This window comes from Sporosarcina sp. P2, from assembly GCF_002743255.1.
GTDB lineage: Bacteria > Bacillota > Bacilli > Bacillales_A > Planococcaceae > Sporosarcina.
The window spans coordinates 428,374-441,279 of record NZ_PDYY01000001.1; the positions used below are offsets into that span (position 1 = coordinate 428,374).

Genomic DNA, 12,906 nt, shown 5'->3' on the forward strand with positions numbered 1-12,906 from the left:
TTCCGTTGATGTATTAGTAGTATAAGAGAAGACTGAGAAAAAATCATCTATTAGTAAACTATAAGCTACTAAGAGCAACGTTGGAAGAAGAACTGTTGCTGAACCTACCCAAATAGTGTAACAACATTAAAGTTTTTCTTAATGTGTCAACTGGCGGGATACGTTAGGTTAAATATGTTTCTCATCTAGTGCTAAAACAGTTTCGAAATAATTGGATTAGAAGAGATGTGGAAAGAAAGGTGTTTGAATATATATTTTTGTTATCTTGGATATGGTGTATTTATGGAATAAGTTTGAGGCATTCGCTTAGTTGATTGGAGCCGAAGCCGGTAACTCTGGGAGGATCAGCGAGAGCCGTAACGGGGAACGGCTTTTGCGAGTGAAGCGTAGCGAGAAGGAGCACATCTTTGCTTTGACAGGTGAAACACCCGGCGAAGCGAAGCGTAGGGGTGTGGTTCACCGCACGCCCAAAAGACACGCGTCCGGCTGCAGCGCAGATCAACGGGTTGCGACCACTGTCTCGTTAAAGGGTGCAATTGTAGCACTATGTACATTTTATGTATAAGAACTACGCCAGTAGCAGAAAATTTGATAATAGGACAACTAACATACTTTAGAATCATGTACTATGATCTGAATCGATATGTCACTAAAGTTGATGAAAATAGGTAAGACGATTTGGGAGACGGAAAAGAGAGTGAATCAATCGATGCAAGTGATGAAAGAAGGAAAGTTTTTGGCTTTTCTTAAAGAATCTCTTAAAGGGATATCTCAGATTATTTATGTCGAGAACATCATTACAGGTCTTCTAATTTTATTAGCAATTACTGTTTCTTCATTTTCATTGGGAATCATTGCGCTATTATCCGCCATGATCGGTACACTGGTTGCGAAAATAGGCGGTGCAGATAAAACATTGATCAGTAAAGGGTTGATGAGCTATAATTCTGTGCTTTCCGGATTAGTGCTACAAACATGTTTGACCGGACCAAACGTCTGGATTGTCGCATTGGTAGGAGCGGCGATCACTGCGATATTCACAGCGACGTTAATGTATTTCTTAGGCAACGTCGGCATCCCGATTCTGACGTTACCATTTATCCTACTCACTTGGTTTGTACTACTTTCAACTTATAAACTCGATAGTATCAAGTTAAATGAATCACTGTCTCCACAAAGTGTAGCTAATTGGGAACTGCATGTAGAAGGCGAAATTAATCTATTCCAAGCAATTTTCAATGGAATCGGTCAAATCTTTTTTCTAACTGAAACCATACCTGGTCTTTTATTATTCCTAGCGGTATTTTGGGCTAGCAGGAAAATGGGCATATATGCGGTCATCGGAAACGTGGTCGCTTGTGTTACAGCTCTTGCTTTAGGCGGGGAACATACGTTGATCATGTTGGGATTATACAGTTATAACGCTATTTTAACCATTTTAGCTGTATCAGTTGTGTACAACACGAAGGAAAATCGCTATGCACCTATTACAGGGGTGGTAGCGGCATGTATGACAGTTCCTCTAATGGCGAGTGTCAGCATTTGGTTATTACCGTTTGGGCTTCCTGCATTAACGATGCCGTTTGTAATGAGCACTTGGTTGATTTTGGGGGCTAGGAAAGTTCTACCGAATGTATAACGTTCTATAATAAAAAATATAAATCGTTAGACAGGACAAATGTATACAAACATGAAATAATTATAAAATGTGGTAAATTTAATGAGAAAAAAGGAGATCCTAATGATTACAATGAATAAGAAAATGCTAGTACTTTTCATGGTACTTGTAGTGATGGTAGCAGGTTGTAATAAAAAAGAAGATGCAGAAAAATCAACTCCATCTAAAGAGAATCGCCTCATTTATGCTTCCGAAGAGGAGTTCGAAGGGCTAAACCCGATTCTCGAAGAAACGAACCTAGATGCACTGTTGTTTCGTGGAGTCATGCGATTTGATGAAAATAATAAAGTAGTTACGGATATCGCAGACTCGTTCGATGTATCAGAGGATAAACTTACGTATACGTTTACGTTAAAAGAAGGTATTACATTTCATGACGGGAAAGAACTTACGGCAGAAGATGTCGTGTTCACGATAGAAAGTATTATGGATGATCAAAACGCTTCATTTTTGAAGTCTGATTTTGAAGAAGTGGAATCTACCAAAACGCTGGATGATTATACCGTAGAAATTACATTAAAGCAGCCATTTACACCGTTACTCGACAAGTTAACTGTACCGATCCTTCCGAAACATGCGTTTGAAGGAGTCGATATGAGAACGGCTGACTTTAACAGCCATCCGATTGGTGCAGGGCCGTATATGTTTGATAATTGGGATCGCGGCAATTCGTTGACATTACAGGCGTACAGCGACTTTTTTGGAACGAAACCTTCGATTGAAAAAGTGATTTTTAAATTTATTCCTGATAGTAATGTTCGGGCACTGCAGTTAAAATCGGGCGAGGTAGATGTTGCACTTTTGGATCCTGTACAAGTAGAAAACTTGAAAAGAGAAGAGAATGTAACGATTTACGATATAGAATCGGCGGATTACCGCGGTATTTTATTCAATATGAAGTTGGATCTTTGGAAAGATGTCAATGTACGTCGTGCATTTAGTTATGCTACCGATCGAGAGCAAATAGTAAAAGGGATTCTAAAAGGACATGGCTCTGTTGCCTACTCACCATTGCAAAATCATGAATTCCATAATGATCAAATTGAAAAGTACACCTATGACGTGGATAAAGCGAATGCGCTGTTAGATGAGGCAGGTTGGAAAGAAAATGAGGATGGTATCCGTACTAAAGACGGAGAAAAATTAGCATTTACGATAACTGCTCCCGCAAGTGATACCGTTCGTGTCAATATGGCGAATTACGTTGCCGAAGGTTTTAAGGACATTGGGGCTGATGTAAAAGTAGCTGCACTCGACTGGAGCGCGATTACGATCGAAGACGCAGATGCGTTCATGGTGGGTTGGGGCAGTCCCTATGACGCGGATCATCATACGCACATATTGTTCCATACGAATGAATCGAGTATCAATAGCTCCGGTTACAACTATGGTAGTTATTCGAATGAAAAAGTGGATGAACTCCTTGCAAAAGGACGCACCACGACGGATCCGGAAGAACGTAAAGCGATTTATATGCAGTTCCAAGAAGAACTTGCGAAGGATCCCGCATTTGACTTTATTGCCTACGTGAATGCGGTGTATGGTATTAATAAAAATGTGAGCGGTGTGAAAGAACGAACGCTAGGTCATCATGGATCTGGTTTCCTCTGGAATGTTGAGGAGTGGAAGTGGAATGATCGGTAAATGGATTGGGAAGCGAATGGTGATGGGGCTCATAGTCCTCCTCATCGTTAGCTTCCTCTCTTTTTTCATTATGCAAGCAGCACCTGGAGATCCTGCAACAGCCTTCTATGGAGGAAATGCGCAGACGTTAACTGCAACCGAAAAAGAGCGCATTACCCGTGCGTATGCATTAGACCGTCCTGTTGCAGAACAATATGTTGCGTGGCTAGGAGAAACCGTTAAAGGGAATTTAGGAATTTCCTATAAAGAAGGCAGACCCGTGTTTGAAATCATTAGGGAACGACTACCGAATACGTTGCTATTATTTGGCGTGACGATGTTTTGTATTGTCTTGGGTTCCTTTTGGCTCGGTACAGTGGCCGGTATGAAAGCGAATTCTATTTGGGATAAAGGACTGTCCACATTTAGTATCGCGACGTCTTCCATACCTCCCTTTTGGCTTGGTATTTTGTTCATCTATATCTTTGCTGTGAGTCTAGGGATTCTTCCTTCCTCTGGTTCGGGCGATGTAGGTGGTAATGGCGGCATGGTAGATAAAATTCGTCATCTCATGATGCCCGCTAGCGTGATAATTGTAACGCATGTAGGGATTTATGCACGTTTTCTACAGGAAAGTATTAAGAGAGAAAATGGCCAGTACTATGTGAAGGTGGCACGCGCAAATGGTGTAATGGAGAGATCCATTCGAAACGGAATCGTGCGTAACGCCTCTATTCCGTACTTGAATTATATCGCTATGACTATTCCGTCGTTTTTTGGTGGTTCTATTATTGTGGAATCATTGTTTGCGTGGTCCGGAATAGGGCAATTGACGGTCAAAGCAGTTGTGACAAAGGATTTCCCTTTATTAATGGGCAGCATTATGGTGACTGGCATCCTGGTCGTCATTACGCTATTTATTGTCGATCTCATTATGTACGCTATCGATCCGAAGCTACGTAAAGGAGGTATTCGGTAAATGAAGTTACGGAAAGCACTTTTGTTTTGGTATAGCCTTCTTGGATTGATTGTATTTTTGACAGTGTTTTCAACTATATTCTCCCCCTACAGTCCGAATGAAATGAATATGGATGAAATATATAGTGCTCCGAGTAGTGATCATTGGTTAGGAACAGACCATTTAGGCCGAGACGTTTTTTCACGTTTACTTGAAGGTGGAAAAGTGACACTCGTTGTAGCAAGTGGTTCGGTTATTTTGTCGCTATTCATTGGAATTGTGTATGGTGGGATTAGTGGCTATTTTGGCGGCGTAATCGATACCGTCATGATGCGGCTATTGGAAGCACTGATTACCATTCCCGCACTAATTATTATTTTAGTGTTTCAGGTAATCGTTCAAGGCGGAATGTGGAGCATGGCACTGCTCATTGGATTGACGGGATGGCTTGTTACCGCAAGAATTGTGCGTTCAGAATTCATTCGTCTAAAAGAAGAAGAGTTTATTAAAATGGCCAACATGTTAGGGACGCCTGTTTGGAACATACTATGGGGTCATTTGCTACGCAACAGCATACCCGCTATTTTTGTCGTGACGCTATTTAATTTTGCTGGCGCGATCTTTATGGAAGTGTCACTTAGTTTTCTCGGTATCGGTATACCTCCAACGATTCCTTCTTGGGGGAATATGTTATACTACGCGCAAAACGATATTTTAATTGGTGCTTGGTGGATTGGATTATTTCCAGGCATTATGATTTTTTTGACTATCCTCGCTATTAATTTTATCGGAGAGGCGTGGAAAAATCCGGAGCGGAGGCGAGTCAATGATTGAAGTACGAGACCTATCTATTCAGATAAAAGGTAAGCACATTACGCATCATATTGATTTCACAATAACGCGTGGAAACATCACGTCGCTGATTGGAGAAAGCGGCAGTGGAAAAAGCATGACGGTATCCGCATTGCTTGGTATGTTGCCAGATGACGCGAAAGTTAGCGGATCTATCATGTACGAAGGTCGAAACTTATTGGATGCGTCTGATCAGGAGATGGAAAGCGTGAGGAAGCAGGATGTTTTCACGATATTCCAAGACGCATTAAACAGTTTTAATCCGTCTGTGAAAATGGGGCGTCAACTCTATGCATTTTCAGGGGAACGAGTAGGAGACTCATTACCTGTATTTAATGAAAAAATGCATGTGATTTTAGAAAAGTTGGGACTATCTTGGGAAGTGGTCGAGCAATATCCTTTTCAATTATCAGGCGGGATGTTGCAAAGGTGTATGATTGCGTGTGCATTTTATGTGGAACCTGCCTTACTCATCGCAGACGAGCCTACATCCGCACTCGATATGGTACTCCAAAAAGAATTTATCCAATTGCTAATTCGTCTCAATGAAGAAAAGGGAACGACGATTTTTCTCATTACCCATGACCTGGATATCGTCGCTAAAGCCGCTCATGAAATGGTCGTTATGCAGCAAGGAAGAATTGTGGAAACGGGAAAGGTGGAAACGATTTTCTCGCACCCCGGTCATGCTTATACGAAGCGGTTGTTGAAGAGTAGATTTTAGGAGTGGATGGCAGATGTTAGCGGTATCAAATATTTCAAAAAGTTACTACAATGGAAGCCAGACGAAAAAAGCGTTGAACGGGATTGATCTGACTGTAGGCAAAGGGGAAGTTGTAGGTTTAGTAGGCGAGAGTGGTTGTGGAAAGAGTACGCTTGCACGTGTCGTAATGCAACTGGAATCAGCTGACAGTGGTCTCATTACATTCAACGGTAAACCAGTCACACGAAAAAGTCGGAAATCCTTTTATCAAGCGACCCAATTAATTTTTCAAAATGCGTCAGCTGCGCTTAATCCTTCCTGGACGGTGCGTAAAATATTACTCGAGCCTCTTCGCACGATGAAAAGAGATCGTGATTCACATATTCGGCACATGCTTGAAAGAGTAAAACTATCGGAAATGCATTTACATAAATATCCTTCAGAATTGAGTGGCGGGGAACGGCAACGTGTCAACTTGCTTCGCTCGCTTTTAGTTGAACCCGATTTGCTCATTTGTGATGAAATCATTTCCAATTTGGATCGATTAATTCAAAGGGAAATCATTGATTTGCTTCTAGAACTGAATCGGGAAATGGGTATGTCGATTTTATTCATTGCGCATGATCTGCAGGCCGTCATGTATGCATGTGATAGAATATATGTAATGAAAGATGGACGAGTGGTGGACGAAAGTGTGAAAACAGATGGAGTATTTCATTTTTCACAGTCGTATGCAAGCCAACTATTTGACTCTGTATTAGGGAATCGAATGAGGGAGTAGCGTATTGTCTACGTATCCCCATTCTGGTTTACAAGTATCTAGACTTTACACGATAACAAACCTCCTTACCTTTGCGTAAGGAGGTTTCGTCTTACAATTTGGAAGTGGAGTTATATACTGAAAATGATGAACCTATATATAGACCAAACTTTTATATTAACTGATCAAGCTCTTGATTAAGACAGCTGTTTAGAGCTAGCTGTGCATTATAAAATATAGAAAGGGTGTATAGAATGAATGATTATTTAGTAAAAGCAGTGGCTTATCAAAATCAAATACGTGCGTACGCAGTGAATTCAACTGCAACAGTAGCGGAAGCACAGCGAGGGCATGCGGCTAGGCCAACAGCCGCCGACGCCCTCGGACGTTCAATGACTGCCGGTGTAATTCTTGGCGCTATGTTAAAGGGTGAGGAAAAAGTATCGGTTAAAATTAATGGTGGCGGACCACTCGGTACCATTATTGTGGATTCCAACGCGAAAGGTGAAGTTCGTGGATATGTCTCGAATCCTCAAACGGAAATAAACGAGGTAGGAAAAGCAGTCGGAATGAAGGGCTTGTTAACTGTCTCAAAAGATGTCGGGCTGATGCATCCTTTCGTCGGACAAATCCCTCTCATTTCCGGGGAAATTGCAGAAGACTATACATCGTATCTATCTAGATCTGAACAAACGGCATCTGCTGTCGGAGTAGGTGTGTTAGTAAATTCTGATTATACCGTAAAGGCCGCGGGTGGTTTTATTATTCAACTCATGCCGGGCGCGGATGAGGACGTAATGAGTATGATTGAAGAACGAATAAAAGTAATTGCACCATTGTCTTCCATCATCGCAGAAGGAAGTACACCCGAACAAATACTTGAGCACGTTTTAGGATCGGAAAATGTCACAGTGTTAGAAAGTATGCCCGTTCAATTTCAGTGTCAATGTTCTGTGGACCGGATCTCCAATGCAATTATCAGCTTAGGAAGCGAAGAAATTCAAGACATGATTGAAACGGATGGACACGCCGAAGCGAATTGCCATTTCTGTAATGAATCCTATTACTTCGATACTGGACATCTTGAAGCACTGAAAAAGATAGCTTTATAAATTGATGAATAATGAGTACCTGTGTAAGAAAAGGATATGTTTGTGTAGTCATTCATGAACCTTCTTATACGGGTGCTTTTTAGATTAATTTTATTGAATAGGGTGCCAGGTCCCCAAACAAATTTGAAGCAATTCTGAATGGGTTGCGATTTGTTTGGGGACCTGGTATTTTATTCAAAACATATATTGACAATTCTGAAAGTTGGATATAATGTATAATAAAAGCTCTTGTATGGTACATGCAAGTGAAACAAAAGTTGTTAAAGTTCTTCATTGTATAGTTTTACATACTTCATATAAAGTGAGATGACTATAATGAAAGAAAAAATACAAAATACACTTTCATAGGTACTTGTCGTCATTGGACTGGCATGGGATTAGTAACGAAATTAGTGCGAAGTAAGGAGGAAGAAATTGATTTTGCGCGGAAACGAAGTCCTATGTTTTATAACTATAAAATTTCGTTACAATCCCGGTGGAGCTTTAATCAGCTAAATAAGGTTAAATGGAAAAGAGTTGCAACAATGGATAGTTAATTGTCAAGCAGCTCTTTTTTGAATTTCAGATATTGTTTATGGGGGGATACAGAGATGTTTCGTTTGAACTTAAGAAAAAAAATCATGTTAATTTCTTTTCTGTTTTTATGTATACCAGCACTTCTTGTCGGGATCGTCAGCTATCAATTGTCTATAAATAGTCTAAACGAATCTGGAAAATTGATGCTGAAAAACAGTGTTAAGCAAACAATGGAAGTAATAAAAGTGATAGACCAAGAGGTGCAAAAAGGAAATATTAGCCTTGAAGATGCACAAGAATATGTGAAAGTATCTGTTTTAGGGGAAAAGTCAGCAGACGGAACGCGTCCAATTAATAAAAATATAAACTTGGGAGAAAACGGCTACTTTTATATTATTGACGAACAAGGAAATCAAGTGGCAGATCCGTATTTGGAAGGAACAAACACGTGGGACTATCAAGACCACAATGGGGAATACTTCTTTCAAAAGATGATTAACAATGTGCAAGCTAAAGGATCAATTTATATGGACACGATGTGGGAGCTTCCTGACGAACCCGGAAAAATGGCACTAAACGTTAGTTACGCTGAGCTTGAACCAACCTGGGGATGGATTTTGAGTACAAATAGTTTTTATCAGGATTTTAATAAAAGAGCAGACGCAATTTTACACTCCCTTGCCATTACACTCACCTTATCACTAGTTCTTGGCGTTATCATTATTTATTTTTTCTCGCGAAGCATTTCCAATCCATTGATGGCACTTGCAAGCCAAGCCAAAGAAGTAGCGGACGGAAATCTTGCGGTGGATGTGCTGAAGGTAAGAAATAAGGATGAAATTGGTGCCCTCGTACAAGACTTTCAACAAATGATTCATAATGTCCGCCAGTTGATTACACAAATTACTGTTACATCGAACGAAGTAGCATCGTCTGCGGAACAACTAACGGCAAATACAGAACAAAATACAGAAGCGACTGAACATATTGTGACCGCAATCCAGGAAGTTGACCTCGGCTCGGATAAACAGACAGAAAGTGCGGATGAAGTTGTACAGATGATGACTAAGATGGATGTAGGACTACAAGGAATTGCGACCGATTGCTTGGGTGTTTCGGAAGCGGCTCAAAACTCGTCACTCGAGGCGGAGGAAGGTAATATTTTATTGCAACACCTAATAGGTCAAATGAATGTGATTCGCAAGACAGTCAAGGAGTCTAATTCATCGATTGAAAAATTAAAAGTTCACTCCGAGAAAATCGGATCGATTGTGGAAGTAATGGGAAAAATTGCCAAGCAGACAAACCTGTTAGCTTTGAACGCTGCGATTGAAGCGGCGAGGGCTGGTGACCATGGGAAAGGGTTTGCCGTTGTCGCCAATGAAGTACGGATACTTGCGGACCAATCGACTCATTCAGCACAGCATATTACTAACTTAGTTTCGGAAATCCAAAATGAAACAGACAATTCTGTCGTAGGTATGAATGGAGCAAATGATGAAGTAGATAGGGGAATTCTGATTGTCAATGACACAGAACAAAAGTTTCAAGCCATTTACCATTCTTTGAACCAAGTTGCCAACCAAATTCAAGGAGTAGCAACCACAACACAACAAATGTCAGCGAGTAGTCAGGTAGTCACGGTTTCAGTTAAAGAGATGAGTCAAATCGCTAAGGATTCTTCTCACCATTCTCGTAGCGTGGCAGCGTCTAGTGAAGAACAGCTTGCTTCTATGGAAGAAATCGCTTCTTCAGCCTTTTCTTTGTCCCACGTAGCAGAAGAACTACAAAAATTAGTTTCGGAGTTTAAAGTGAAATGAATAAAGTGTGATGAGACACCTTGCTAGAATGATTTTTCAGCTGTGATCTGATGCTTCATGAATGGTGAATAGATGGAACGGAGGGAAAAACAACGCGAACCTTTAGTGGATTCGCGTTGTTTTTGTATCTAGAATGTGTCACATAATGAAGCGTCCAAAAGCCTAAACAATAAGTTTATGAAACTATCACATTCAATTAATAAAAATGAGGCAAACGCCTATATTTTTTCGTTGAACAAAAGAAAATTTTGACAGATCAAAAAAATATAAATATATATTGACAATTGCAAATTTAAAATATAATCTATATTACAAGCTCTTGTATGGTACATGCAACACGAAGTACATCCATATCTTCCATAAAGAAAGCGCTACCAAAATTTAATGAAAGGAAGTTTAGTTGTGACTCAGTGACGAGGTGTTAGTAGAAATATTGTGAAATAGGAGGAGGATTATGACGAAAAGTTATTGGAAATTTATTCGCGAAAAGGTTGATTGGCCTGTTTTCTTATTTAGTGGAGGCGTTCTGGTAGTATTCGTGTTATTTTCACTCTTTAAAGTGGACACGGTCAGTAGCTTTGTGAATAAAGGTTTTGATCTTTCCATTCGTTACTTCGGTGCGTATTGGCAATTTCTAATGATGGCTACCTTTGTTGTGGGGGCTGTGTTAGCTGTATCAAAGTACGGAAAAGTTCGTCTTGGCGATGCAAAGAAACCTGAAATGACGTATTTCAAATGGGTAGCCGTGATCTTAACGACAGGTCTTGGAGCCGGCGGAGTCTTTTGGGCAGCAGCAGAGCCTATGTACTATTTTCTAGATGTGCCTCCAATGCATAAAGGGATTACAGCTAGCACAGAGGATGCGATAGGTCCAGCCTTAGCTCAAAGTTATATGTCATGGGGTTTTACTGCATGGTCCGTCTATGGCGCAATTAGTGCGATTATTTTAATTTACGCACATAAACATAAAGGCATGCCGTTGAAACCTAGAACTCTTCTATATCCGATATTGAAGGAAAGAGTGTTAACGAGTAAGTGGGGAACAGCTGCTGATGTATTTTGTATTATAGGCGCTGCGGCGGGTACAATTGGTCCGATTGGTTTTCTTGGATTACAAGTCAGCTATGGCGTCAGTGCAATCTTCGGAATACCGGATACGTTTTTAACGCAACTCTCTATTATTGTACTATTGACAGGCGTGGTGCTCGTATCGACGCTTACAGGTATCGAAAAAGGAATTCAATTTTTAAGTAAGTTGAACGTAAATTTGGTCGTAGTGATTGCCGCCTTTTTGTTATTGCTAGGTCCTGGATTATTTATAATTAATTCATTCATGTCTTCCTACGGGACGTATATTAGTGAATTTATAAATATTAGTACGTTCCGCGGTGATGAAGCGTGGCTTGGTGGCTGGTTGCTCTTTTTCTTTGGATGGTTTATAGGTTTTGGCCCATTGGTAGCATTATTCGTGGCGAGGATATCCAACGGCAGAAAAATCCGTGAGATATTTGTTGTGGTTGCTGTAATCGCACCTATAACTACGAATTTTTGGTTTACGGTTCTAGGTGGAACGGGCATTTTCTATGAGCTGAAAAATGTTGGATCTGTTAGTGGACCGTTGACGGAAGGTGGATTGCCTAGCGCGATCATCGCAATCGCGGGACAAATGCCGTTGGGAAGTATCATGCCTTCTGTATTCTTAATTTTAACTACGTTATTCGTGGTGACGACCGTAGATTCAATGTCTTATTCAATCTCAATGGCCGTGACGGGAGACGGGAATCCACCAAAAGTCGTTCGTGTATTTTGGGCCGTGATTATGTCTACTATTGCAACGATTCTCATTAAAATCGGTGGTGGAGGAATTGGCGCATTGCAGTCATTTGTTGTAATAGCAGCAGTTCCAGTATCCATTCTGTTACTTCCTGTCGTGTGGTATGCACCGAAAGTAGCCAGAGAACTTGCGATTGAACAAGGAATTATCGAAGAGGAGCAAGATATGATTCCGGTGAAAGAAGTCGCAGCAGATAGAGAAATGTAAGTAAAAACAGACTCGTAAATTAAATTATCGAAATACTCGTTGACATTTGAATAATTAGATAATATACTCATCTCATAGCTTGTATGGTACATGGTAGATTGATATTTTGAAATTAGGATGACCTACCAACGTACATGAATCATAGAGAGGTGATTACGATAATACAGAAAATACAAACTGTCAGTATTACCGCACAAGTAACGAATGCCATACGGGAGGCAGTCATTTCTGGGGAATATGAACCAGGAAAACAATTGTCGGAGGCTGCTTTATCACAAGACTACGAGGTTAGTAGAACGCCTATAAGAGAAGCACTGAAACAACTGGAAAGAGAAGGGCTTGTGGAGATCATTCCACGTGTAGGTACTTGTGTAAGAAAACCAACCGAACAAGAACTTGATGAGCTTTTCACTGTAAAAGAAGCGTTAGAAGGTTTTGCTGCGGGACTCTTAGCAGAGACTCAGAACCCGGTGGCGATCAAACAACTTGAAGTAGCCGTTGCATTAATGGAAGTAGCCGCTCAGAATAACGATACAAAATTATACGCGGAAGCAAATGAACAGTTCCATGCTGCGATATTGGCAGGTGCGGACAATTCTAAATTAAGCTATTTATTGAACTTGATGCTGAATCAAATACCCTACCAACGCTATGTCCAAATAAGTATCAATAATCCTGAACGTTTAAAAAAATCGCTGAATGAACACCAAGGTATATTAGATGCAATCTTGACAGGAAGACGTGAAAAAGCTGAAAACACAATGAGACGTCACGTCGAAGCAAGTGCTAAAGGATTGAAAACGGGAATTGCCAAAAAAATGAGTGCGAGCTCAATTAACTAGG

At 40.6% G+C, this 12,906-nt stretch carries 10 protein-coding genes; all 10 read left to right on the forward strand.

The genetic code is table 11. From position 1 onward, the window contains the following. Positions 1-658: 658 nt before the first annotated feature. The 10 genes from CSV67_RS02030 (at position 659) to CSV67_RS02075 (ending at position 12,905) form a co-directional block, all read left to right on the forward strand. On the forward strand, positions 659-1,639 hold the full coding sequence (locus tag CSV67_RS02030; protein ID WP_233192525.1) for an urea transporter: 981 nt from the start codon (positions 659-661) through the stop codon (positions 1,637-1,639). Positions 1,640-1,741: 102 nt separating this feature from the next. After that, positions 1,742-3,322, forward strand: coding sequence for an ABC transporter substrate-binding protein (locus CSV67_RS02035; RefSeq protein ID WP_233192526.1), 1,581 nt, complete (start codon positions 1,742-1,744; stop codon positions 3,320-3,322). Next, positions 3,312-4,280, forward strand: coding sequence for an ABC transporter permease (locus CSV67_RS02040; protein WP_099629947.1), 969 nt, complete (start codon positions 3,312-3,314; stop codon positions 4,278-4,280). The genes CSV67_RS02035 and CSV67_RS02040 overlap by 11 nt, the downstream gene beginning before the upstream one ends. Then, positions 4,281-5,093 (forward strand): ABC transporter permease, encoded by an 813-nt coding sequence (locus CSV67_RS02045; RefSeq protein ID WP_099629948.1) that lies wholly within the window; start codon positions 4,281-4,283, stop codon positions 5,091-5,093. Further along, the gene (locus tag CSV67_RS02050) at positions 5,086-5,835 is read left to right on the forward strand and encodes an ATP-binding cassette domain-containing protein (protein ID WP_099629949.1); all 750 of its coding nucleotides are present in this window, start codon (positions 5,086-5,088) and stop codon (positions 5,833-5,835) included. The genes CSV67_RS02045 and CSV67_RS02050 overlap by 8 nt, the downstream gene beginning before the upstream one ends. A 13-nt stretch (positions 5,836-5,848) precedes the next feature. After that, positions 5,849-6,595, forward strand: a complete 747-nt coding sequence (locus tag CSV67_RS02055) for an ABC transporter ATP-binding protein (protein ID WP_099629950.1) — start codon at positions 5,849-5,851, stop codon at positions 6,593-6,595. A gap of 233 nt (positions 6,596-6,828) precedes the next feature. Continuing rightward, entirely contained in the window at positions 6,829-7,686 is an 858-nt protein-coding gene (gene hslO, locus CSV67_RS02060; protein ID WP_099629951.1) for an Hsp33 family molecular chaperone HslO, read from the forward strand. A 590-nt stretch (positions 7,687-8,276) separates the two neighbouring features. Then, entirely contained in the window at positions 8,277-10,022 is a 1,746-nt protein-coding gene (locus tag CSV67_RS02065) for a methyl-accepting chemotaxis protein (RefSeq protein WP_099629952.1), read from the forward strand. 454 nt (positions 10,023-10,476) lie between these two features. Next, on the forward strand, positions 10,477-12,063 hold the full coding sequence (locus CSV67_RS02070) for a BCCT family transporter (protein WP_099629953.1): 1,587 nt from the start codon (positions 10,477-10,479) through the stop codon (positions 12,061-12,063). Between the two features lie 134 nt (positions 12,064-12,197). Then, the gene (locus tag CSV67_RS02075) at positions 12,198-12,905 is read left to right on the forward strand and encodes a GntR family transcriptional regulator (RefSeq protein ID WP_233192527.1); all 708 of its coding nucleotides are present in this window, start codon (positions 12,198-12,200) and stop codon (positions 12,903-12,905) included. Position 12,906 lies beyond the last annotated feature (1 nt).

Excerpts from the sequence above, each read along its gene's own strand:
- CSV67_RS02030 (WP_233192525.1), top strand. The coding sequence starts at position 659 with ATGAAAATAGGTAAGACGATTTGGGAGACGGAAAAGAGAGTGAATCAA.
- CSV67_RS02035 (WP_233192526.1), top strand. The coding sequence starts at position 1,742 with ATGATTACAATGAATAAGAAAATGCTAGTACTTTTCATGGTACTTGTA.
- CSV67_RS02040 (WP_099629947.1), top strand. The coding sequence starts at position 3,312 with ATGATCGGTAAATGGATTGGGAAGCGAATGGTGATGGGGCTCATAGTC.
- CSV67_RS02045 (WP_099629948.1), top strand. The coding sequence starts at position 4,281 with ATGAAGTTACGGAAAGCACTTTTGTTTTGGTATAGCCTTCTTGGATTG.
- CSV67_RS02050 (WP_099629949.1), top strand. The coding sequence starts at position 5,086 with ATGATTGAAGTACGAGACCTATCTATTCAGATAAAAGGTAAGCACATT.
- CSV67_RS02055 (WP_099629950.1), top strand. The coding sequence starts at position 5,849 with ATGTTAGCGGTATCAAATATTTCAAAAAGTTACTACAATGGAAGCCAG.
- hslO (WP_099629951.1), top strand. The coding sequence starts at position 6,829 with ATGAATGATTATTTAGTAAAAGCAGTGGCTTATCAAAATCAAATACGT.
- CSV67_RS02065 (WP_099629952.1), top strand. The coding sequence starts at position 8,277 with ATGTTTCGTTTGAACTTAAGAAAAAAAATCATGTTAATTTCTTTTCTG.
- CSV67_RS02070 (WP_099629953.1), top strand. The coding sequence starts at position 10,477 with ATGACGAAAAGTTATTGGAAATTTATTCGCGAAAAGGTTGATTGGCCT.
- CSV67_RS02075 (WP_233192527.1), top strand. The coding sequence starts at position 12,198 with ATGAATCATAGAGAGGTGATTACGATAATACAGAAAATACAAACTGTC.